Consider the following 23240-nt stretch of genomic DNA (forward strand, 5'->3'; position numbering starts at 1 on the left):
TGGTTCACCGACGCCTGCAAATCGGCATAATTGATTCAGGAATCTACCAACCTGGTCAGGAATGACAATGCAACAGAGCAAGAGAATTACGTTAAAATTAGGACTCTAACAATTTCTGAGTTTCCATCTTCATTTCGGAGTCTGACTTTCATTGGCCAAAACGCCCCTCCATCGTTTCGTCTGCCAATCCTGCGGCGCCGTGTACCCTAAATGGTCCGGCAAATGCGAAGCCTGCAACGAATGGAACACCATCGTTGAAGAAACGATCGAACCGACCGCCTCCCGCGCCAGTAAATCCCGGCGACGCCTGACATTCGCCGGTCTGGAGGGCAGCGCCGAACCTCCGGCCCGGATCGGCACCAGCATTGCCGAACTGGATCGCGTGCTTGGCGGCGGGCTTGTGCCTGCTTCGGTCGTGCTTGTCGGTGGTGATCCCGGCATCGGGAAATCGACGCTGCTGCTTCAGACGGCCTGTCGCCTCGCTGCTACAGGCCAGAAAGTGGTCTATATTTCAGGCGAAGAAGCCGTCGAGCAGATCAGGATGCGGGCCAGACGGCTCGAACTGAACGCTCCGACACTGGAGCTGGCCGCCTCCATCAACGTGTCCGACATTACAGCAACCCTTGAGACCGACACGCCGCCCGGCCTTGTCATCATCGATTCGATCCAGACCATGTGGCTCGACACGATCGAGAGCGCGCCGGGTTCTGTCGCACAGGTCCGTGCCTGCGCTTTCGAATTGATCCGTCTTGCGAAAAAGCGCGGCTTTGCCCTCATCCTCGTCGGGCATGTGACAAAGGAGGGCGGGCTGGCCGGTCCGCGCGTGATGGAGCACATGGTCGATGCCGTAATGTATTTCGAAGGCGACCGGGGACATCAGTTCCGTATTCTGCGCGCCGCAAAAAACCGTTTTGGCGCCACCGACGAAATCGGCGTTTTCGCCATGACCGACCGTGGACTTGTGGAAGTCCCCAATCCTTCCGCGCTTTTTCTGGCCGAGCGACAGGGCAATATCGCGGGGTCCGCCGTGTTCGCGGGTCTTGAAGGCACGCGTCCGGTCCTGCTGGAAGTTCAGGCGCTTCTGTCCACCAAAGCGGGCGACGGCAGTGCGCGCCGCGCTGTAGTCGGCTGGGATTCCGGACGACTTTCCATGTTGCTGGCCGTTCTGGAAGCCCGCTGCGGTCTCAAGCTGTCGAGTATGGATGTTTATCTGAATTTTGCCGGTGGCCTGCGCGTCACTGAGCCCGCCGCCGATCTGGCTGCGGCCGCCGCCATCATCTCCGCCGCGACAGGCCAGCCCACCAGCGCAGGTTCGGTGTTTTTTGGGGAAATCGGCCTTTCGGGTGAAATCCGGCAGGTGCCGCAGGCCGATCTGCGGCTGCGTGAAGCCCAGAAACTTGGCTTCACCACAGCCGTATCGCCAAGGCGTGTGGCGCGGGGAGCCGCCCGCACGAAACCGCCCGCCGGTCTGGAACTCCAGGAACTCGGCCATCTTTCCAGTCTGGTCGCGATGATGGGCGGCAGTGGCGCGGCGACACCGAAGGACTGAGACCAAACCGGACAAGAAACGACTGTTCTGGATGTTTTCGACCTCCAGAGGCGCACCTCTGGAGACCGCTTTCCGTTAATGAATCGGATCACGGGAAAGCCGGGGCAAGGAGCCCGTGACGCCGTTACCGGGCAGGGATCGCCCCGGTTCTGCAAAGATCAGTTCACGGCGCAGGCAATATTATATCCTGCTTTTTTCAGCACTGGACGAAGACACAGCGCCCCTTTTCTTCTGATTGGCGCACCTCATCCTCTGTCGTGCATGACTGAAAGAAATCAGGACAGAAGGGACTCTGCGCCTCTTTGTGCGACGGGGACAAAGTCCCACGACACCGAGATCCTGCCCTCGACCCTGCTTGCAAAAGCCTTATTTTTCGGGTGGAGCCTCGTCTGAACGACGGATGTCAGCCCGGTCTGCCGGTGTCTCGATCCCGGTCTTGTCCGGCAGGCCGATCACACGAATATAAATCCGCGTTGACGGAATTCCGGCGTTCATCAGGACCGCCCGGATAGTCAGTCCGCGACTCAGCGACATGCGGCGCGGGCGCGACAGATCGTTGGGCACGCCGCTGGCCGTAATATCGACCAGCGCCCTGACGTCAGGATGCTCTTTCAGCATATTGGCGAACGCCAGTATGCCATTTTTCGTTTCCTGATTGAGCTGCGCCGAATCCGCACCAAACGTCACCCGCAACCCACCACTGATCGGCAGCACATCACCCTTGGCGTCTTTTGACGGCTGAGGATCGGGCGGAATCGGAAAAGGATGCAGCTCGACCGGGATGATGACGGGTGTCAGGACAGGAGCTGGCGGGGGGGCTGCGGGAATGGTCGCTGCCGGAGGCGGTTTCGAGGGTCTGGCCACAGAAGGCGCTCCGGGAGCAGGCCCGGTCGTTGTGGTGCTGGAAGACGCACTTTTCGCTTCCGGTCTGGCTGACGCGGATCTTGCGGTCGTCGGGGTGGCCACCGCCTGTTTACGGGTCGTTTTTTTTGCCTGAACCGCCTCGGTTTTCGGCGTGTCCGCTACTGGCGTCCCAAGCGCTCCCAGCGCCGAGGTGTCCGTGGTGATTTGCGCCCATGCTGTATCTGCTGCACCAGCCGCCACCAGTCCCACCACAGCAAGCATGCCGGTCACCGCCAGCAGGTGACGACCATCGGGCTTATGAAAACGCTTTTTCAAACCGCTCATGCAAAAAAGCCTCGGGACAAAGTGGACCGGATGATCCTGCGGAAAACACTCATGCCCCAGCACCACGGGAACAGCCTTCGAGGATCAGCCCGAAAAGTGGCGAACTGAAGATCAGGCGGCAGTCAGGCTTTCCGCCACGATCTCGCGCAACTTGCCGTGCATGTGGCTATTGCCAGCAACGATCAGCACGTCATCCGGCAGGTCATTGAGATCATTTCCATCCGGGTCGGTGCAATGTCCACCTGCCTCACGCACGATCAGGGCGCCGGCAGCACAGTCCCACGGCTTGATGCCGAATTCCCAGTATCCTTCGTAACGGCCTGCCGCGACCCACGCCAGATCCAGAGCAGCGGCGCCGAAACGACGGATGCCGGCAACTTGTGGCATGAGCACACCCATCACGCGAGCGAAAGGCAGGCGGCGTTTCGGAGACACCTTGGCAAACGGAATGCCGGTGGCGAACAGGGATTCCAGCATGTCACGACGCGCCGACACGCGGATACGCCGGTCGTTCAGATAAGCGCCTACGCCTTTTTCCGCCCAGAACATCTCGCCTGCCGCGGGATTATAGACAAGCGCCGCGACAAGTTCGATGGACCCGTCGGGCAGACGCCGCTGGAGACCGATGGAAATCGCCCAGTGCGGAATGCCGTGCAGGAAGTTGGTGGTGCCATCCAGAGGGTCCACTACCCAGCGCCAGGTCCAGTTATCCCCGCCCGACTCGCCACTCTCTTCCATCAGGAAGGCATAGCCCGGTCGAGCCCGCTCCAGCTCTTCCTTCAGGGTTCGTTCGGCGCGCATGTCAGCCTGCGACACGAAGTCACCCGGCCCCTTGATGCTGACCTGAAGCTGCTCGACCTCGTTGAAGTCACGCAGGAGACGCTTCGATGCTTTGTCAGCTGCTGCCTGCATCACGGTCATTACGGGGGAAAGACGCATCGCCACGACATTTGATCCTGTAGAAAAGCGGAAATGGGGAATCACCGGATGCGGGATAACGTCATCCGGTGATGCTCAGTGTCGGACGGAATCCCTCAGGACTTCGCACGCTCCACATAGCTGGCGTCATCAGTACGGACCACGATGCGCTCACCCGCTTCGATGAACGGAGGCACCATGGTCTTCACGCCGTTGGACAGCTTCGCAGGCTTGTAGGACGAACTCGCCGTCTGGCCTTTCACAACCGGGTCAGCCTCGACAATTTCCAGCGTCACGTGCGGCGGCAGCGTCACGGCAACCGGATCGCCTTCGACAAGGTTCACGTTCAGAACCATATTGTCCTGAAGGAATGGCGCCTGATCGCCCAGCAGTTCGAGCGGGATCATGAACTGCTCGAACGTCTCCGGATCCATGAGAACCAGGGTCTCACCATCCATATAGGAATAATTGTATTCCTTGTCCTCGGTGATCAGACGTTCGACCGTGTCGGCTGTACGCCAGCGCTCGTTGGTCTTGTTGCCGGTCTTCAGGTCGCGCATTTCCACCTGAATGAACGCGCCGCCCTTGCCTGGCGTGATGATCTGCTGCTTGAGAACCGTCCAGCGACGGCCGTCATGCTCAATGACCTGGCCCGCGCGGATCAGGTTTGCCTGCTGTTTCATAACTTATCCCTGAAGAAGGAAACACTGGGGATCAAAGGCGGGCTTCTACCCCCCGGACGGCGGAAGAGCAAGATCAGAGCGTCACAGCATGAGGAGGAGGAAAGGTTCACCCTTGCCACACTCATACCCCACGGCCTTTGCAGATCGCGGAATATCATCAGATTTTATGAAAATGATGCTTACTGACGTTTTACCTTTTCAGGTAAATATCGGGCAGGCGGGATTCGAACCCACGACCCCCAGTCCCCCAGACTGATGCGCTACCAGGCTGCGCTACTGCCCGTCAGTAATGAACGGCCACTCTCTAGCAGGCTTGCCGACCCTCCACAAGAGAGGTTCGGCGGCATCCGCTCAATTGACCTGTTCTGACCCGTCAGTCGGCTGTCAGACTGGCCTTTACCTCAGCCAGCCGATGCAGGATATCCTCAAGACTTCTGCGCATCCGATCATGCTCGCCTTCCAGCCGCTCATCGCGCACAGTCACCGTGACAATCTGCGGTTCAGGCTGCACGACAGCGGAAGGCGTCTGCCACCCTTCGTCCCGCTTAAGGGAAACTTCAGGTTCTGAAACAGCAGAATCCGTTGAAGCGTCAGCGACTTTACCGCTGACTTCCTCCTCCAGCCCCTCCGGTCCCTTTTCACGGAGAACGCGCTGCACACCCTTGATCGTGTAACCCTTGACGTAGAGCAGCGTCGCGATACGACGGAGCAGATCGACATCTTCCGGTCGGTAATAGCGACGACCACCCCCACGTTTCAGAGGATGAACCTGTTCAAACCGCGTTTCCCAGAATCGCAGCACATGCTGGGGCACCTTCAGTTCATCAGCGACTTCGCTGATGGTACGAAAGGCGAGAGGCCCCTTGCGTCCGCGAATCTCGTCGTCAGTGTCCGGTGTTGTATCCGAAGTCCCGTCGGTGCTCATTCAGACTCACCGTTGACCGCGCCCCGCAGAATATGGCTGGGCCGGAAGGAAATCACTGACCGGAGGAGAATTGGAATCTCGACTCCGGTCTTGGGATTTCTGCCGCTGCGCTGTCCTTTCCGGCGCACCATGAAGGTGCCGAAGCCGCTGATCTTCACCGACTCCCCGGACTCAAGCGCCACCGCCATTGTTTCAAGGACGGCTTCCAGCAACGCCACGGACTCACTCCGGGACAGGCCGACTTCCGTATAGATGTGTTCCGCCAGACTGGCGCGCGTTACCGTGCTCATACCCGCAAGGTAACATGCTGATGCAGCCCGTCAATTACGTCTTGCAGGAGAAAAGCCGCCCACCAGATAAATCATCCGATCGAACACGCAGCCTCAGATCCGCACCAACGCCGACCCCCAGGTCAGTCCGCCACCCAGCGCTTCCATGAGCACCAGATCACCCCGTTTTATCCGTCCGTCACGCATGGCTTCATCCAGCGCCAACGGGATGGAGGCTGCCGAAGTATTCGCGTGACGGTCAGCCGTGACCACCACCTTTTCCATCGGCATCTGCAATTTGCGGGCCACACCTTCAATAATCCGGATATTCGCCTGATGCGGCACCAGCCAGGACACGTCCGACGCTGCAAGACCCGCAGTTTCAAGCGCCTCATCAACAGAAGACGCCAGTTTCGCCACCGCATGACGAAAGACTTCTCTTCCATTCATGCGGAGGTGGCCCGTATGGTCTGGCCGCCCGATAGCGCCGTCAATGTAGAGAAGATCTCCGGTCGAGCCATCCGCGTGCAGATGCGTGGAGAGAACTCCACGTTCGCCGGGATCCTCACTGGCCTGCAGCACAACAGCTCCCGCACCATCACCGAACAGCACGGCCGTACCCCGGTCCGACCAGTCGAGGATACGGGAATAAACCTCACTGCCGATGACGACGACGCATTTCGCATTGCGCGCACGGATGAAGGCATCCGCCATGGACAGCGCATAGATGAAGCCACTGCAGGCTGCGGCGACATCGAAGCCGAATCCGTTCGTCACGCCGAGATCGCCGAGCACGCGCACGGCTGTCGCCGGAAAGACCTGATCGGGTGTTGATGTCGCCACAATGACGGCGTCCACATCAACCGGATCAATACCGGCAAAATCCAGTGCTCGCTGGGCGGCACGGGACGCCATGTAGACAGCGTTCTCGCTGCCGCTGACGATATGCCGCTGACCGATGCCTGTGCGCCCGCGAATCCACTCATCCGACGTATCGAGACGCTCTGAGAGCTCGTCATTGGTAACAATTTTCTCAGGGAGATAGCTGCCAACACCAACCAGCATGGAACGTATCGTCATCCGGCACACCTTAAGGACGAGGGGGTCATGTACAACCCTCGTCCGCTGTCTTCAGTTCACAGAAACCACGTCAAAACTACCGACAGGCACGGGGCAGATCACCCGAGCCTGAATCATGCCGCAGGCTGGCGCTCCACATCGGTGAGGGACCGATTCGTCGTCAGAGAGGGCATGTTCCCCAGACGGGTCCGAATCCCGTCGTTGAAATGATGCGTGACCATGTCCATCGCCACGTCGACGGCGGACGCGAAACCTTCAGCATCCGTGCCGCCATGTGATTTCACGACAACACCATTGAGTCCCACAAAGACCGCACCGTTATACCGGCGCGGATCAAGCCAGTCCTTCATACGTTCCAGAGCAGGACGCACCAGAAGGTAGGCCAGACGCCCGGCAAGGCTGCTGGTGAACACCTGCCTGAACAGACCGGACGCCATTTTCATGGCGCCTTCGCCTGTCTTCAGCGCCACGTTCCCCGTAAAGCCGTCCGTCACGACAATATCCGTCGTGCCCGCCGTGATGTCATGTCCCTCGATAAAGCCGTGAAACTGTCCGGCCAGCGGACTGTCTCTCAGCACATCGGCGGCCTGACGCAGCTTCTCGTCACCCTTGAGCTCCTCCGCGCCGACATTCAGCAAGCCGATCGTAGGAGCCGGAAGACCAAGCACAGCCTTGGCGAAGGCTTCACCCATGACCGCGAACTCAACCAGATTACGCCAGTCACACGCCACGTTGGCCCCCAGATCCAGCATGACGACATCGCCTTTCATGCTGGGACTGATAGCCGCCATGGCAGGGCGCGAAATGCCTGGGAGAGTTTTTATGACGATCTTGGCAAGCGCCAGCATCGCGCCGCTGTTTCCAGCCGACACGACACCTGCCGCTTCTCCACCAGCGACCGCATTCATGACCATGCGCATGGACGAATCCTTCAGCCGCAGTGCAGCCGTGGGTTTCATCTCCATACTCACAGCGGAAGGCGCATGCCTGAGCGTACAGATGGCGGCGGCTTTAGGATGCCGGGCAAGAAGCGGTCTCAGACGTTTTTCGTCACCGACAAGCAGCACCCGGGCTCCCGGATGCCGATCCGCTGCGACAGCCAGTCCTGCAACGACCATCTCAGGTCCGCCATCGCCACCCATCGCATCGACGGCGAGGGAAAACGGTTCCGGACTCTGGGCAGTCTCTGCGGCGGAGCGCTCCACCTCACTCATGAATGCGATCCGGCATTCATGAGTGAAGCGTGCCTGGCTTGATCAGGAATACCGCTTGTCAAGTTACCAACACCGCAATCAGGCGCGAACTGCAACTTTCAGAGCCTTGCCGGCCGCAATCACTTCACGACCGTCATAATGGCCACAGTGGCTGCAGACGTGGTGCGGGCGCTTCAGCTCACCGCAGTTTCCGCACTCGGCATGGGCTTCGACACTCAGAGCCTGATGGCTGCGACGCATACCACGGCGGGAAGGAGACGTTTTTCTTTTAGGTACAGCCATGGGTGCAAGCCCCTCCGAAATGATGGTATCCCGGAACCGCCGGAAAACGGAACCTGAGACATAACTACAATTGAGCGCGGGGCTCTACCAGACCAGCACCGGTTCCGCAAGGACTGATCGAAAACTGACAGGTCCGCACAGGATGCAGACGTTCACGAACCGTCGCGTTTAAGCCTGGAAAGAGCGGCGAAAGGATTGGGGCGTTCCTCGGCCTCGTCTTCCTCGGCCTGCCGGGAAACCTCATCCTCGGTCAGAACAGCCGCAGGCCGCGTCACGCCGGGACGACGCGGATACGGATCAAGGATGAGAGAGAGCTGCTCGACCGCGGCTTCCCCGAGATCAATCACGTCACCATCATAAGGAATATCGTCGATTTCATCCAGCTCGCTGTTCTCATCGAAGGATCCGTCATGCTCGGAAGCCGGGACGAATCGAATGACGAAGCGCTCGGCGATCACATCCTCGAACACCTCCAGCGTCAGCACGCAGAGCTGGCTGAGCCGGACCGTCATCGATCCCGTCGCCAGCACCGTATGTCCTGTCTGAGGATGGAGTTCATACCGACATGTCAGGCTCGCCACATTTGGCAAACCAAGCCGTTCCGCAATGCGGACACATTCGGTCGCGGTCGCGGTCACCGAGATTTCACGGGGAGAGTCGACGGACGCACCCCGCAATGTTCGCACAAGAACGGGACGGGAAAATTCGGAAACTCCGGAATCAGTCACTCTATACAGTCCTTTCCCGACACAAAGCCCGATGATAGCGCCATCAGTGTGACAGAAAACACTCTATCGGACATCCGCTCCTTGTGCTTTAACAATAACAATATTTACTGGGTCCATTCGCGGAGAGAACAGACTACCGTCATGTCAAAACGCCAGCCTTTCTCCCGGACTGAATCACGGCCGGCCACAGGCAGCCGCAGCAGACAGGCCTTTATGGCGCTGGGGCTGACGACAGGCCTCTTTCTTCTCTCCGGCTGTTCGGTGTTCGAAAACTCACCCATGCCGCGTGGTTCGCTTATCGAGGCTGACGATTACAATCAGCTCAAGCCGGGTGTGAGCAATCGCGCTGACGCCCTTGATCTGCTCGGATCACCAACCTCCAAGGCGACCTTCGACGACAATACCTGGATTTATGTGTCGATGATGACGGCGCCGACCCCGGCGAACTTTCCGCACATCACAAAGCAGCAGGTCGTTGTCCTGAACTTCGATCAGGCCGGAACGCTCCGCTCGCTCAGAACGCTCGGCCCCAAGGACGCCAAACATCCGGGCATGGTTGGTGACAAGACACCGACACCGGGCACCAAAATCAACATCCTTCAGGAAATCATCGGCAATGTCGGGCGTTACAACCCGATGCAGGGCATGATGAACAACAGCTCCTTCGGCGGCGGCAGTGGCGGAATGGGCATGAGCAACAACGGTCCGGGCCATGGCGGAGCGGGCAACAGTCTGCCCTGATCTTTCCGGGAGAGCAGGGCGCTCTCCCACGCCACCTCCCATCTGCTGACCGGTTACCGGTCAATCAGGTCATCGAGGCAGGGTGATGCACACATTCAGGCCGCCGCGGGCGCTCTGCCCGAGCCTGATTTCTCCACCATGCGCATGCACGATATCGCGCACGATTGTCAGTCCAAGACCAGTGCCGCCTTTCTTGCTGCTTGAAAACGCCCGAAAAACCTCTTCCCTGCGCTCCGGCGGAATACCCGGTCCATCATCATCCACCTCGATCATGATGCTGTGCCCTTCGTGACGCGCTGAAAGCCACAGGGCCGCATTAAGACGCCGGCCATTTTCCAGAAGATTGCCCAGCATGCGACGCATCGCATCCGGCCGCGCCTCAATGACCAGACCAGGCTCACAGGCCACCCCCATCACCCGGCCTCCGGCGCGCACGATGGCAGCCGCGACATCCTCCAGCAGCATGGCGACATCCAGATTCTCCGGAGCCTCGGCCCCCTCCCCACGCGCGAAGGAGAGATAACTCTCGATCAGTCGCTCCATTTCAGCGACATCGCCGATCATGTCATGCACGTCATCCCGGAGCAGTGCGGCATCCACCATGCCGGACTGGGGGAACATGGCAAAGGAAAGACGCAGGCGGGTCAGAGGCGTTCTCAGATCGTGAGACACGCCTGCAAGCACTGCGGTACGCTGTATGACGAATCGGGAAATACGTTCCTGCATGCGGTTGAAGGCCACAGCGGCCTTACGGACTTCGCGGGCTCCTTCCGGCCGGATCGGACCAACATCCCGTCCCAGACCGAACTGCTCGGCGGCCTTGGCCAGACGCCTTACGGCCCGCACCTGATTCTGCATGAACAGAGCCGCCACACTGAACAGCAGCAGTGAACTGCCCAATGCCCAGAGTACGAAAAGCCAGATCTGCCCGACATCGAGCCGCTTACGGGGAGCGTCAACCTTCAGCACGCCGTCAGGCAACTGGATCATGATGAAAACGTGGTGTTCGTCCGTCAGCCAGTCCACGAAAAACGGATAGGAAATGAAGGCCTGAAGCGTCCGGACAAGGTCTTCGTCCATCGGCCCGACAACGTGGGTCGAACCCAGTTTCGTCAGTTTCGCATTCTGATGCCATTCCACGGCAAGCTGCGTGCGTGACCGCACCTGCTTCGTCAGCCACGCCCGGTCGGCTCGTGTCTGATAGCGCTCCAGAAAATCCAGCGACAGACTGATTTCAGAGACCACACTTTCGGACATGCGACGGGACATCACGTGCAGATAATTGCCGTAAAACAGTTCCAGCGCGATTCCCTGCGTAACCAGCAGGGGAATCAGCACAATCAGCAGAGAGCGGCCGAGAAAGGAATTGGGCAGAACGCGCCGCACGGACCGGTCGAGGCGGCCCTCACCCCAGAATGTGCGCCAGCCACGCATGACTGCCGTCAGATTCCCGGTTTCAGCATGTAGCCCTTGCCACGAAGCGTGTGCACATAGCGCGGCTCACGTGGGTCTGCTTCGATACGACGACGCAGGCGCGTCACCTGCACATCGACAGCGCGTTCTCCGATTTCCGTCATATCCAGAGCGTTCGCGATCTCTTCGCGCGACAACACCTCGTTGGGGCGGCGGGAGAGAACCGCCAGCAGCGCCGCCTCGCCGCCGGTCAGATGCACAACACCGTCCGGGCCGGAAAGAATGCCCCGGCTGGGATCGAATTCGAGCGCCCCCAGCCTGACGATTCGCAGATTATCGGATGGCGGGGGGGGCGCGTGTTTACGCAAATGCGCTTTCAGACGGAGCAGCAGCTCACGCGGTTCGAACGGCTTGCCCAGATAGTCATCGGCCCCGGCTTCAAGTCCCGTGATCCGGTCTTCCGCCTCTCCTCGTGCCGTCAGAAGCAGGATGGGAATATCCAGCCCCTGTCCGCGCAGGGATCTGGTCAGTTCCAGACCGTCCTCGCCCGGCATGGTGACATCCAGCACCAGAGCATCCGGCAGCATGAAACCCAGCGCCTGACGCGCCTCGGCCGCGGACGAGGCGCCGGTGACCCGGAAACCGTTTTCCTTAAGGTAACGCTGAAGAAGCCGTCTCAGACGGGCGTCATCATCCACCACCAGCACGTGAGTGGTGCTGTTTTCGTCTTCAGAGGCCATAAGGACATCGTCCCTGCCGGCTTTCTGCGTCGCCTCACTGGCCATCACGTCGCCCTCCCCTCACTGAGTCCCTGGCCTGTCTTTCCCGCCGCGCGAGAAAGGTGCGACTGCCCTCGGACAGCATTCCCTGCAGAACCTGCCGGAAACCCTGCACGGCGTTACCTCCCGCTTCCCGATAGGCCGCCACCATACGTTCGCGCTGCACAGCGAAAAGCTGCGCTTCGATTTCAGCCCCTTCATCGGTCAGGAACAGAAAGCGCTGCCGACGGTCCTGTCGTCCCTGCTCAATCCTGACGAGGGCGCGCTCCTGCAACTCGTTCAGTGTCCGTGCCAGGCTCTGTTTCGTGACACACAGAACACTCTGCAACTCCCCCACAGTCAGCCCCGGCTGGAATGCCAGCATCTGCAGGGCCCTGTGCTGCGCCACGCCAAGGCCGAACTGCGTCAGAACCGGTGAAGCCGCCTGCCCCATATCGAGCGAGACCAGCAACATCAGCTCCTGAGCGAGCCTGATCTGCTGCTCCCGGAGGAACAGAACGCCGTCTCCTGCGACAGTTTCTCCCCCGGTCCGGGCTTCAACGAATCGTTTCACGCTGCCCTGAGCCCCCCTGGCCGGAACATACGCTGCTTCAGCTCACCCAGACGCCGTGTCCGGGCCAGGCCCGAGTCCAGAATCCGCTCCACCCTGCCATGATCAGCACCACCCAGCCAGGCCAGAAAGGTTGGGACGTAAATACCGGTGAGGCTGATCCGTTTGGTCGCCCACGTCACGCCGCCCGACACGTCTTCCGATGCGTCCCAGATGGCATTCACGGTCCGCGACAGAATACGTGGCGCTATTGTCCCCGCGCAGGGCGACAGCAGCACCGTCGCGGCGCGGCGCTCCGCAGTACGGTAGGGCTCCAGAATATCCAGCCGTTCCAGAACAGCCCTGCGGACTTTCTGGCTGAGGCGCGGACACTCGCCCTCATCGATGGCCAGCAGAACACGCTCGGTCATCTCACGATCGACCAGATCAGCCCAGGCCTCAAGAATTTCGGTGCGTCCACCGGGAAACAGAAGATCGGCGTCCGGCCCCGCCACGTCCTTCAGCGCTGCCAGCGTCCATCCTTTTTCTCCGGCCACCCCAGCCAGCGCTTTCAACGCCTGATCCCGTTCCCCGGAATGCTCAACGGACGGCGGCGTCATTCCCTGAAGCAGCCCGTAGCCCGCGCCCGCCGCAAACTGAAGAATCCTGTCCCTGCCACTCATTGTTCACTGCGTCCCAAAATGGTGTCCGGCGTCAGAAACCGGCTCACTTCCGTATCAAAGCCCATCAGACCAAGATCTGTCATCCGCATCGGGTAAAGAACGCCATCCAGATGATCCGCTTCGTGCTGGATCACGTTTGCGTGGAATCCCTCGGCGATTCCGGAAACCGGAGATCCTGTCCGGTCGAGTCCCTGATATCGAACCCGCGCATGGCGAGGAACCCAGCCACGCAATCCCGGAATGGACAGGCAGCCTTCCATCCGCAGACGCACTTCATCATCGACAGGCTCCAGAATCGGATTAATCAACACCTGCACGCCCTCAGGCGCCTGCTCTCCCTCTTCCAGACGGGAGGTCGGCACATAATAGACAAAAATTCTTTCTGAAACATGCACTTGTGGAGCGGCAAGACCCACTCCACCAGCGTCGTGCATCGTGTCGATCATATCGTCAATCAGGGTCTGGATGGCCGGATCAGCAACGTTTTCCACAATCCCGGCAGTCTTCAGAAGGACCGGATGCCCCATGCGGGCGATCTTTAGTAATGTCATGCTCACCTTGCTCTCCGACGGCCTGACAGGATACGCCGCATTCCGACGTGACAGAAACGCCCATTCTTTCCCAAGCCATGATCCACGGATTCGATTGTCTTTTCCTGCGGGCGTGTGTTAAGGACGCGGCCAACTCAGATACGAGGCTCCACACAGGAGTCCCGTACACCCTATAGAAACTTGTGAACCGGGCATGATCGAGGTCAGCAGGTTCTTTCAGGAGACGACCAGCCAGTGCAGGTTCTCGTTCGTGACAACAATGTCGACCAGGCTCTCAAGGCCCTCAAGAAAAAGATGCAGCGCGAAGGGCTTTTCCGCGAGATGAAGCTTCGTCGCCACTATGAGAAGCCTTCCGAGCGTCGCGCTCGTGAAGCAGCAGAAGCTGTCCGACGCGCCCGCAAGATGGAGCGCAAGCGTATCGAGCGTGAAGGCTTCTAATCCAGCCCCGCTTTACGCCAAAAAACCGGCCTCCTCAGGGACGCCGGTTTTTTTATGCCTGGAAAAGTTTCTCCACATCTTCTCATGAAGATATACGCGCCGCATTTCCCTGCCTGACAGACAGTTTTCATCATGCGTTCACGACTCTCGTCTTGAATGCGGTCAACCGCGCATCAAGACGAGATACCCGATGGCAGACCTGAGTGATGATGATGAAAAGCTTCTCCAGCAGGAAGCTGGCCTCACTCCGGAAACCATCCGGACAATAGCGGCTCTCGGTTTTACTCTGACACGCACTGCTTCGCTTTTAAGCTACATAAAGGAGCTGACTGAGGAGGCCGAGCACCGCAGCTCTCCGGCACGCAATCCCGGAGAGACTCCCGGAGGCTGAACCGGCATCTCAGGTTTCCCTGCTCGCCCATTGCGCCTTACTCAGAGTGAGACGGACCGCTCTCCGATCACCTTACATGCTGCGTTCAGACCATGCTTCCCCGTGTGACCAGCCCGGAAAAACCGCTTTTCAGGCCGGCATATATCCTGCAAAAACCAGACAGTTCTGCCCTTCGCCCCTCTGTTTTCAAACCGGATCAGCATCAGGCGGACTGCGTCCTTTTGTGGGGCTCAGACCCAGACACCCTGAAACGGACATGCCAACGGCGGATGCATCTGCAAAACTCTTCATGCCTCGGAGAGAAGGGGCTTGACCTGAGGCCAACTCACCCCAACTGTTCAGGCACACCTACACAAGGACGACGCACATGAGCGAAAACACCGTCGCAGTCAGCGACACCACTTTCGAGACTGATGTACTGAAGGCCTCCGGTCCTGTTCTGGTCGATTTCTGGGCAGAGTGGTGCGGTCCCTGCAAGATGATTGCGCCGGCGCTGGATGAAATCGGTGCGGAGTTCAAAGGCCAGCTAAAGGTGGCAAAGGTCAATATCGACGACAACCCCCTCACACCGAACACATTCGGCGTTCGAGGCATTCCGACCCTCATCCTGTTCAAGGATGGCAAGCCGGTGGAAACAAAAGTTGGTGCGCTTCCCAAGAGCCAGCTGAAAGATTGGGTAAAAGGACTGGTCTGACCTTTTACAGGCCGGAGAGTGCTCTCTCCGGCTTTATCCGCCTTTCACGTGGTTTTCTTCTCTCTGCTTTGACGCCAGAGCGGCATCAAAGGGACAGTGTCCCTTTGTAAAGCCCAGGACAAAACCCCCTGAAACATATCCAAAGAACACGGGCCGTTCGGGCAGACTATTCAAGCCTACCCGACTCCTCTTACTGATAGAAAAGAATCTACAGTTACAAACAAAGCCGCACACCCGACAAACATAATACGCATGAAATCAGGTGGGCAGTAATGTCCCTGAACGGGATTTCGCGGACACAGGCGTTTTCGGAACAGCTTTGGACGGACTGGATTTTTTGGAAGCCGCAGCACTCTGGGCAACAGGTTTACGTGGACTGCGTTTGCGAGGCTGTGGCGCAACATCGGCAGAGGGTGACAGCCCGCTGACCTGTTCAATCAGATCCTCGTAACGCGTGAGGTAATCATTGAGGCAAAGGGTTGCTTCAGCCTGAGTCCGCGCAGCTTCCCGCAACATTTGAGCCTGTTTGCGATTGTCCAGAAGAGTCAGGACCGCATCGGCTATTTTCCTGGCCTCAAGGAACGGCGCAAGCAGACCGGTGCTCCCGTCTTCGATGAACTCATTCACCGGCTCCGTGGCGCTTCCGACAATCGCACAGCCCATCGCCATGGCTTCCCGCAGAGACCATGAGGCTACGAACGGGTAGGTCAGATAGACATGCGCGTCAGAGCGTTTCAGAAGAGCGCGAAATTCGTCGTAGGTTACTTTACCGACAAAATGAACGCGATCGAGATCAAGCTGCCCCTGCAACTCGGCAAGCATGTACTGCCGCCAGGTCGTATGGGCCAGACGGGCTCCGTAACTGACGCCATCCCCACCGACCAGAACAACACGGGCCTTTGGACATTCCTTCAGAATCCGGGGCAATGAACGCATGAAGACATGGAAACCACGATAGGGCTCAAGATCACGGGCGACATAGGTAATCAGACGATCCTTGGGTGAAATCGTCACATCCTTGATGTGCAGCGTGTGTCGGGCAGCTTTTGGATCAGGGCTGCACAGGTCGAGATCGACGCCTTCGCGCAGCACGGAGATCTTGTCGAGCGCCCAGGATGGATATGTGCTGCGCTGAAACAGCGTCGGCGTCTGGCCCCAGCCGGGATTATTCAGCGCGACCAGATTGATGGCGTTCTTGGCCCGGATGCGGGGCAGCATATCGGGCATTGTCGGAAATTCAGGATCGAATCCGACATCGAATCCATCTGAATGATAGAAAAATTCGAAATACCCGAGAATCGGAGAAGCTGGGAAAATATCATGAAGATTGAGAAGCTCACCCCAACCATGATGGCCGATGATGATATCGGGAGTGAAACCGAGGCCTTTGAGTGTTGAAGCAGCCTGCGCAACAGCATCAGCCCGGCTCAGAGCCAGAGCGAACTCGCGGGCCCCGGGGTGGGTCGCATCCGGCGGGGATACCGGCTTCCGATAAATAACCCGACGCACACCAGAAATGACGTTGTCATTATTCTCGCTGATGAAGACGACCTCATGCGTGCCGGACCGGATCAAATGGCGGACAATATGCAGGAACTGTCCGGGAAAATTCTGGTGAACAAAAAGAAATTTCAAGACCGGTATCCATTTGCAAGATGTGTCGGCGATCCGTTCCTGATATTGGCCGACGTTACTGGGCGTTGGCAGCAGAAGACCCTGAAATCGAGGCAGGCCTCATACCGGAAACAGGATTACAGCAATGTGAGGAACAGAAAACCTGCTCCTCACACCCAGAAGATGTCAGCGGCGACCCGGCTTACGCAGCGTTGACGCTTTTGCTGGTTTTGCCGGAGCTTTCACTGCCTTTGCCTGTGACGCCCGGGCCTGTGATACCCCGGAAGTCTTCACCGGTGCGGCAGTCGCCCGGGCCGCAACCTTGACCGCTGGCTTCGCGACAGGCGGCTTCGACGCCCTGGTCGCCGATCGACCGGGCTTTACGGGCTTGCGCGCCGGGACGAAGTCATTCTCTTCCTCAAGAAGGGCGAGGTCTTCCTCCAGCACATCTTCCAGTTCCTCTGCTTCGCGCAGAACTGCGGCGGCTGCCGGATCACGCGGGATGATCGTGACGCGGAAAGCCTCCAGAGGAGCCAGACTTTCGGCTTCGGCCGTATCGTCCTCGCCGACGGGACCAATTTTCGTACCATCCGTGAAGGATGCCTCAAGCTCGCAGAGATACTCTTCCGCAGCAGCGCCCTTCAGTCTCACCCGCAGGCCAAGAATAGGCAGCGCCATGCCACGGCTGCCACAATACTTGCTGCCTTCCGTCCAGGGGGAGAGCCATCCCTTGCCGAGGACGGCCTGATATTCGATGTCTTCCGCTGTAATCAGCCTGTTCGGAGCGATGCCGAATCCTTCGATCCATGAGCGGCTGCCCGGTTTCCCCATCCATTCGCCCAGCATGGACACGACATCGCCTCGGCGCTGGATGTGCGCGGCGACTTCGAACTGCTGGCCGGGAGCCGCAGCGGTTTCAGCGGGTGCGGCAGAAGGAATGCCGACAGCCGCACCCTGAGGCGCAGCCGAGCCGTAACCCGCGGCGACAGGCGCGGACAGGGCGTCACTGAGACGAACAACCTGAAGGCGCGGCGCCTCATGCGGGCTACCGGCTTCCTGATAAACGGTCACCAGAACCTGCGCCGGACCCTGCGTGACGCGGATCAGGGCGGCATTGTTCTGACCGCCGAGCCAGCCTGTATCGTCAAAAGTCGAAATCGTGACAGCGCCATTCACGAGAGGCGGCTGAGTGAGACGGACGCCGGGAAGGCCGCGCGGGCTGGGCGGCTCCTGTGACGGCACATGAAAAACGCAGAATAATCCCTGATCGAGTGTCATCAGGTGTCCTGACACCTTCAGGTCGATGACACGATTCTGATTCTGGGACTGGCCACTCTGTGACATAAATTCGTTCCGTAGGTTGTTCTGAATAAGGTTTCAGGTATTCCGGGGACATTCTGCCAACCAAAGCAGGCAGACAAGGCGGCAATTGAGCTGTTCTTGAATATAACTTTTCACGATAGCCTTTCGCCAGAGTGCTGACACAGAGATATCAATATCACGTTAAGCTGCATCGCCGATATACCAAGCGGCAGGATGTGGCCTCTTCCTGTTGTCCGTATCCGGTCAGCAACAGCCCCAAGATCGAAAGCCGCCGCATTCACGCCCGCCTGCCATGTCACGCCCAGCGCGAAACACCATGTTTCAGGCCATACTGACGGAATAAGTCCATAATCCGGCTGCTGGGCCCGAATCAGCGCAATCGCCTCTTCTTCGCGATAGAATCCTGTGACATGCACATGGCCGGTCTCCATGAGCGACGCGTCGTCGGGTGTATGGCCGACGATGACATATTCTATGGGCCGCCCCTGCTCCCTGGCCTCGCGTGCCGCCGCCAGCAGAACGTCATACCCCTTTTCCTTGCCGATCGCCCCGACCACGCACACCCGGAACCGGCCGGGTGTGCGGGGCAAACCCGCCAGAGGCGCACGGGAAGATGACGGAAAAAGCTGGCTGTACCGCGCCAGCGTCAGATCAGGACGATCATCTTCCAGAGGCATGACAACCGGCCTGAGAGCCGGAAAGTGACGTCGCATCCGCTGCGCCGCATCATCGGAGGGCACGATCACGGAACGTGCGGCCTCCAGCTCCCGCGCCGATCGCGCCACATAATCAGCGACCGGCATGTCGTCATCCACACTCCGGCCCAGCGTCGTCACGCAGTCCTCGCAGAGGGCCACATCCGGTTCGCCACAGTAACGACGGGTTCTCCCCACGAGGGAGATGCGGGGGCAGAACCAGATGTAATCATGCACATACACATCATACGGAACACCAAGGACGGAGGCGATTTCCCGCATGGCCATGTGGTGGCCACTGGCGTGATGCCATTCGATATGATCGACCGGATCCGCCGTCAGCAGACGAAGCAGCCGCGGCCATTCCGTCGGCAGTCTGAAGCGCAGATTCGGAAAGGAAGCTGAAAGAAGATCTTCTTCGCCCCCACTCCCCTCAATCCGGCAACCGCCTTTGACCGGACGGATCAGCACGGGGCGACTCCCCGCCCCCTTCAGCGCCCCGGCCCGCTGGCGCACCACCCGTTCGACGCCGCCGCCATAATCATGCGTCACCATCAGGACCACAGGAGGCGTCTCACCGGAAGCCGTTTCACGGGATTGCAGACGGCCCGCCCGACGCCAGCGGAGAAGGTCGATCCGTCGCCGCGCCTCAAACAGCGGGTCGGCGCTCACATGCGCTGCGATCAGTGCGTCATAGCCGGGGTACAGCCTGTTGAGCAGGGCGAGGTTACGTCGCAGCAGGCCGTTACGCGTGGTCCCGAACGAGACCGAACCCACATGCGCAACATACGCTCCGGGAGCGGCGACATTGCGCCATCCGGTCCGATGGGCACGGAGGCAGAAATCGTTTTCCTCGCCATATCCCTGTGCAAACAGTTCAGCGCGCAGCAGGCCGGTCTGCTCAAGGCAATCGTTGCGGATATAGAGGCAGAAGCCGTGCCCCGTCGGAATATCGATGGCCACGCCCTTGTTGGCGGACCGGGCCAGTTTCATCAGGATGGCCGTCTGGTCCGGCGTGGGGGCGGGATTTGCCTCGACCACATTCGGATAGGACATAATGGTCGCATCGTTCGACAGCGGCGTGACTGTGCCGATATCCGGCGCGCTCCAGGCGACAGTGTGCAGTTCATCCAGCCAGTCACCGGCGACAAGGGTGTCACTGTTCAGCAGCACGACATCCCGGGCGCGGGTCTGACCGGACAGGGCGGCCTCCAGACCGATATTGGCTGTCGCGACAAAGCCGCGATTGACCGGATTTTCCTTCAGGGCGACTCGAGAATCCTTTGCGAAACTCCGCAGAAGCGCTCCCATGTCCGGCTCCGGCGACGCATCGTTGATGACAAGGAGCCGGGGACTGTCACGGGACGCGGCGGGGAGCGACGCCAGCACGCTTTCAAGACAGGCCCTTGTACGTGACACATCCCGATAAACCGGAATGACAATCAGCACGGCCGCACCGGAGCGGCTGGAGCTCCGGGCTTTCATCGCGGACGGTGTTGTCACTCCAACGCCTGCCTGTTGCACTTTACGGGCTGTTGAAGCTCGTTTTTTTTCTCTGGCGGAAGGACCTCCCCGACCCGGTTCAAGCGGGCTGCCCGTCAGGTCCCGGCCTGTTTCATCGACAATCCGGATGAGACCAGCGGGGAGGTCTCCACCTGACAGAGTAATCTGCCGAAAGCGGGACAGCGGGATGTCTGAGCTGGCTTCCGATGAAAACGCTTCCGCCCTGAAGGTCGTGATCTCCCGGTCGGTGGCAGGATCAAGAACACACAGGAATGGCGCCCGGTCCGGATTGGCGGGGTGCCAGACCCAGCCGGTCACCCCTTCCGGAGACGATTCGACCACCCCTTCCGCCCGCATGACGGCCGCAGGATGAAGCGGGCTTCCCGGCAAGGGGGAGCCATCCCACAGGACCTCCAGACGAGTCGTGTTCAGGAACTCATCCGGACTGTCCGGATGCAGACGGCCCGCTTCATCCTGCCGGACGGAACAGACATGTCCGTCAGCAATGACCGTCAGACGCCCTGAAACCGGCGCGAGCCGTTTTTTACGACGGGACGGGCGGCTCCCGCCGGCATTCTCCGCTGAAAGCAGGCGGCTTATACCTGCCCCCACTCTGACGGCGTCCTGACCATCCAGACCACACCAGCCGGGACAGCCCGCCGCCGCCGTGATCCGGTCCGCAAGAAGCGCCATCTCCTCCGTGCAGACGTGACCGGAAAGAGCCCGCCCCAGCGCGTTGACTGCTTCTCCTGTCCCGCCCTGCCTGAGATGGGCGGCGGCGAGCATGCACCAGAGCCGGGCCACATCATGTCGCGCCGTCAGGGTTTCAAGCAGAGCAATCGACCCGGCGCCATAGCCGCAGGCCTGCCGGGCCATGGCGAGGAGAAGCATGACGTTGGGGCTGTCGGGCGCCATCCGGTGGGCGCGTTCCAGCCATCCGAGCGCGCCAGCGCTGTCGCCTGCCTTCCAGCAGGACTCGCCTCTATCGAATGAACTCTGGGCCTGCCCAGACGCCCATTTTTCCCAGTTTTCGCGGTCTTCCGGCGTTATGAGGCCGGCCACTCCCGACTCTGTGGCGTCTGCGATCTCTGCACTCAGGGCCTCCGCCGCAGCCGTGCGGGAGGAAGAGCGGGAGCGACCTCCAGCCGTTGAACGCCTGACCAACAGCCCCTAACCAACGGCCGAATGAGAATCGGCTGGTGAGGGGGCAGCTTCTTTCGTTCCCGCTGCGTCATCGGATTTCTGTTTCCGCGGCGGGATTTTCAGTTGCGCCAGTTCCGCGCTGGCCTGCGTTACCCCTGCGGCTTCCGCCTTGCGATACCAGCGAAGCCCTTCTTCCATATCGGACGTTCCATTCAGACCGCGCGTCAGATAGCGTCCCATCATCAACTGCGCGCCGACATGGCCACGTTCAGCCGCCTGCCTGAACCATTCAAAGGCCTGTTCCCGGTCTTCGGGGATGTCGTGTCCACCTCCGAACATGGCGCCCAGCGCAAACATGCTGTTGGTGTTGCCCTGTTTTGCGGCACGTTCAAACATGAGAAGCGCTTCCTCATGATCCGGGGGGCCACCTTCTCCCACGACGAGCATCTGCGCGTAATGATGTTCGGCTTCCGTCATCCCTTCGACGGCGGCCTTGCGAATCCATTCACGCCCTTCTTCGGGATTGGCGGGAACGCCACGTCCGTCGATCAGCATCCGGCCGTACCAGTATTGCGCGTTGATGACGCCGTCGGCAGCCTTGCGCATCCAGTGCGCCGCCTGCTCCTCATCCCGCTCCGCCCCGACTCCCTCGGCGAGACAGACGCCGAAATTGAAGGCGGCGATCAGATCACCGGAATGGGCGGCTTTTTCATACAGGGACCGTGTCGCAAGCCTGTCCTCGGCAGTGCCGCCACCCATCAGAAGCAGATTGCCCAGATCGGCGGAGCTGGCGGCATCTCCTTTTTCTGAAGCATAGCGGAACCATTTCGCCGCTTCGTCCTCGTCGCGGGTGACGCCTGCTCCCGTGAGATACAGCATGCCGAGGGCACGGGCCGATGCGCCGTGCCCTCCCTCTGCGGCCCGCCTGTACCAGATTGCTGCTTCGAGATAATTGGGCGGCAGGTCCCCGCCGCGCGCATGGATGTCGCCCAGCAGGGCGGAGGCTTCCAGATCTCCGCCAAGCGCGGCCTTGCGCAGCCACGTCTCGCCTTTCGAGAGATCCTTTTCGATACCGCGCCCTTCAAGAAGGGCGAGTCCGTACCGTGCCTGGGCTGAGCGCACATTATGGGCGGCAGCCTTGCCGTAGCACTCGGTAGCGGCAGCAGCGTCCTGAGGAGCGCCAGCGCCGCGTTCATAGGCGATGCCCATGAGGTAGAGAGCCGAGCCGACATTGGCGTCGGCCGCGATCCTGAGATGACTGATCGCCTCGGCGAGTTCCTCATCGGACTGGGCCGAGTGCAGTCCCGCCAGACCGAGCCCCAGATGTCCCTGCGGACTTCCGCCGTTGGCCGCCCGCTGATACCAGACGAGAGACTGTTCCGGATCACGAAGCTCTTCCGGCCCCGCGCCCAGCACGTAGCCATAAAGAGCTTCAGCATCCGGATTTTTGGCGTCAGCCGCGCGTTTCGCCCAATAGGCCGCTCTGTGAAAATTGGGCTGGCCTGTAACATTCTGCGCGACATCCGTCAGCGCAAAGGAGTCGCTTTCAACAGCTTCCGGCAGACCCACCAGATACAGCGTCGCCAGCACGAACTGGGCTTCGATCCACTCGGCTTCCGCCGCCCTGCGCAGCCAGCGGCCGCCTTCCACCAGATCACGCGGAATGCCAATGCCATCGAGGTAGAGGCGGGCGAGGCGAAACTGCGCCTCCGGCATGCCAGTCTGGGCGGCCGCACTGATTTCGGCGAAGCCCCCCGCGAAGTCTTCGGCTTCAATAAGCTGGAGGCCATACTGAAGCCGCTTCTCGGGAGAGCGGCGGGTAAACAGACGTGAAAGCAGACTCAAGAGCTGTCCTCCCGGGTATGGCAGAATACCGCTGGGTGATCATCATGTACGACAGTCCGCGT

The 23240-nt window shown here is 59.9% G+C and carries 22 protein-coding genes, 1 tRNA gene and 1 pseudogene; 5 read left to right on the forward strand and 19 right to left on the reverse strand.

Annotated elements, in window-relative coordinates:
- Positions 1 to 151: 151 nt before the first annotated feature.
- Positions 152 to 1549, forward strand: coding sequence for a DNA repair protein RadA (radA, locus tag A0U92_RS14160; protein ID WP_077813755.1), 1398 nt, complete (start codon positions 152 to 154; stop codon positions 1547 to 1549).
- 366 nt (positions 1550 to 1915) lie between these two features.
- Here the strand turns inward: radA and A0U92_RS14165 are convergent, their stop codons facing one another.
- The 10 genes and pseudogenes from A0U92_RS14165 to A0U92_RS14210 all read right to left on the reverse strand — a co-directional run bounded on the left by A0U92_RS14165 (position 1916) and on the right by A0U92_RS14210 (position 8836).
- Positions 1916 to 2737: an OmpA family protein gene (locus A0U92_RS14165; RefSeq protein ID WP_077813756.1), complete on the reverse strand. Its 822-nt coding sequence runs from the start codon at positions 2735 to 2737 to the stop codon at positions 1916 to 1918.
- A gap of 111 nt (positions 2738 to 2848) precedes the next feature.
- Complete coding sequence (locus A0U92_RS14170) at positions 2849 to 3676, reverse strand: inositol monophosphatase family protein (protein ID WP_187668963.1); 828 nt, start codon at positions 3674 to 3676, stop codon at positions 2849 to 2851.
- Positions 3677 to 3771: 95 nt separating this feature from the next.
- A complete protein-coding gene (efp, locus tag A0U92_RS14175; RefSeq protein ID WP_077813758.1) occupies positions 3772 to 4338 on the reverse strand; it encodes an elongation factor P in 567 nt (188 codons plus the stop codon).
- A gap of 209 nt (positions 4339 to 4547) precedes the next feature.
- Positions 4548 to 4621, reverse strand: a tRNA-Pro gene (locus A0U92_RS14180).
- Between the two features lie 356 nt (positions 4622 to 4977).
- Positions 4978 to 5203, reverse strand: a pseudogene (locus tag A0U92_RS18710) (MerR family transcriptional regulator); the annotation flags it as partial.
- A gap of 56 nt (positions 5204 to 5259) precedes the next feature.
- Entirely contained in the window at positions 5260 to 5553 is a 294-nt protein-coding gene (locus A0U92_RS14190; RefSeq protein WP_077813760.1) for an integration host factor subunit alpha, read from the reverse strand.
- Positions 5554 to 5646: 93 nt separating this feature from the next.
- Positions 5647 to 6612, reverse strand: a complete 966-nt coding sequence (locus A0U92_RS14195) for a beta-ketoacyl-ACP synthase III (RefSeq protein WP_187668779.1) — start codon at positions 6610 to 6612, stop codon at positions 5647 to 5649.
- Between the two features lie 113 nt (positions 6613 to 6725).
- Positions 6726 to 7826, reverse strand: a complete 1101-nt coding sequence (plsX, locus tag A0U92_RS14200) for a phosphate acyltransferase PlsX (RefSeq protein WP_077813762.1) — start codon at positions 7824 to 7826, stop codon at positions 6726 to 6728.
- A 78-nt stretch (positions 7827 to 7904) separates the two neighbouring features.
- A complete protein-coding gene (rpmF, locus tag A0U92_RS14205) occupies positions 7905 to 8108 on the reverse strand; it encodes a 50S ribosomal protein L32 (protein ID WP_077813763.1) in 204 nt (67 codons plus the stop codon).
- Positions 8109 to 8260: 152 nt separating this feature from the next.
- Complete coding sequence (locus tag A0U92_RS14210) at positions 8261 to 8836, reverse strand: YceD family protein (protein ID WP_077813764.1); 576 nt, start codon at positions 8834 to 8836, stop codon at positions 8261 to 8263.
- Positions 8837 to 9049: 213 nt separating this feature from the next.
- Between A0U92_RS14210 and A0U92_RS14215 the strand changes: the two genes are divergently transcribed.
- On the forward strand, positions 9050 to 9577 hold the full coding sequence (locus tag A0U92_RS14215) for an outer membrane protein assembly factor BamE (protein WP_077814484.1): 528 nt from the start codon (positions 9050 to 9052) through the stop codon (positions 9575 to 9577).
- 69 nt (positions 9578 to 9646) lie between these two features.
- Here A0U92_RS14215 and A0U92_RS14220 read toward each other — a convergent pair whose 3' ends face one another.
- The 5 genes from A0U92_RS14220 to def are packed head-to-tail and all read right to left on the reverse strand — an operon-like array spanning position 9647 to position 13532.
- Complete coding sequence (locus A0U92_RS14220; RefSeq protein WP_077813765.1) at positions 9647 to 11011, reverse strand: ATP-binding protein; 1365 nt, start codon at positions 11009 to 11011, stop codon at positions 9647 to 9649.
- Positions 11012 to 11019: 8 nt separating this feature from the next.
- Positions 11020 to 11730: a response regulator gene (locus A0U92_RS14225; RefSeq protein ID WP_077814485.1), complete on the reverse strand. Its 711-nt coding sequence runs from the start codon at positions 11728 to 11730 to the stop codon at positions 11020 to 11022.
- 34 nt (positions 11731 to 11764) lie between these two features.
- The gene (locus A0U92_RS14230; RefSeq protein WP_077813766.1) at positions 11765 to 12322 is read right to left on the reverse strand and encodes a MarR family transcriptional regulator; all 558 of its coding nucleotides are present in this window, start codon (positions 12320 to 12322) and stop codon (positions 11765 to 11767) included.
- Positions 12319 to 12981, reverse strand: a complete 663-nt coding sequence (locus tag A0U92_RS14235; RefSeq protein ID WP_077813767.1) for a ubiquinone biosynthesis protein COQ9 — start codon at positions 12979 to 12981, stop codon at positions 12319 to 12321. The genes A0U92_RS14230 and A0U92_RS14235 overlap by 4 nt, the downstream gene beginning before the upstream one ends.
- Positions 12978 to 13532 (reverse strand): peptide deformylase, encoded by a 555-nt coding sequence (gene def, locus A0U92_RS14240; protein WP_077813768.1) that lies wholly within the window; start codon positions 13530 to 13532, stop codon positions 12978 to 12980. The genes A0U92_RS14235 and def overlap by 4 nt, the downstream gene beginning before the upstream one ends.
- A gap of 234 nt (positions 13533 to 13766) precedes the next feature.
- Between def and rpsU the strand changes: the two genes are divergently transcribed.
- The 3 genes from rpsU to trxA all read left to right on the forward strand — a co-directional run bounded on the left by rpsU (position 13767) and on the right by trxA (position 15055).
- Positions 13767 to 13970, forward strand: coding sequence for a 30S ribosomal protein S21 (gene rpsU / locus A0U92_RS14245; RefSeq protein WP_010666215.1), 204 nt, complete (start codon positions 13767 to 13769; stop codon positions 13968 to 13970).
- Positions 13971 to 14160: 190 nt separating this feature from the next.
- A complete protein-coding gene (locus A0U92_RS14250) occupies positions 14161 to 14361 on the forward strand; it encodes a hypothetical protein (RefSeq protein WP_077813769.1) in 201 nt (66 codons plus the stop codon).
- A gap of 367 nt (positions 14362 to 14728) precedes the next feature.
- Positions 14729 to 15055 (forward strand): thioredoxin TrxA, encoded by a 327-nt coding sequence (gene trxA, locus A0U92_RS14255; RefSeq protein ID WP_077813770.1) that lies wholly within the window; start codon positions 14729 to 14731, stop codon positions 15053 to 15055.
- A 258-nt stretch (positions 15056 to 15313) separates the two neighbouring features.
- On the opposite strand, the gene A0U92_RS14260 is transcribed toward trxA, so the two are convergent.
- The 4 genes from A0U92_RS14260 to A0U92_RS14275 form a co-directional block, all read right to left on the reverse strand.
- Complete coding sequence (locus A0U92_RS14260; protein ID WP_077813771.1) at positions 15314 to 16690, reverse strand: glycosyltransferase family 4 protein; 1377 nt, start codon at positions 16688 to 16690, stop codon at positions 15314 to 15316.
- A 165-nt stretch (positions 16691 to 16855) separates the two neighbouring features.
- Positions 16856 to 18013, reverse strand: a complete 1158-nt coding sequence (locus A0U92_RS14265) for a hypothetical protein (protein ID WP_077813772.1) — start codon at positions 18011 to 18013, stop codon at positions 16856 to 16858.
- Between the two features lie 110 nt (positions 18014 to 18123).
- On the reverse strand, positions 18124 to 21354 hold the full coding sequence (locus A0U92_RS14270) for a glycosyltransferase (protein ID WP_077813773.1): 3231 nt from the start codon (positions 21352 to 21354) through the stop codon (positions 18124 to 18126).
- Between the two features lie 6 nt (positions 21355 to 21360).
- Positions 21361 to 23178: a tetratricopeptide repeat protein gene (locus A0U92_RS14275; RefSeq protein WP_077813774.1), complete on the reverse strand. Its 1818-nt coding sequence runs from the start codon at positions 23176 to 23178 to the stop codon at positions 21361 to 21363.
- Between the last annotated feature and the right edge of the window lie 62 nt (positions 23179 to 23240).

The sequence above is a fragment of the Acetobacter aceti genome (assembly GCF_002005445.1).
GTDB lineage: Bacteria > Pseudomonadota > Alphaproteobacteria > Acetobacterales > Acetobacteraceae > Acetobacter > Acetobacter aceti_B.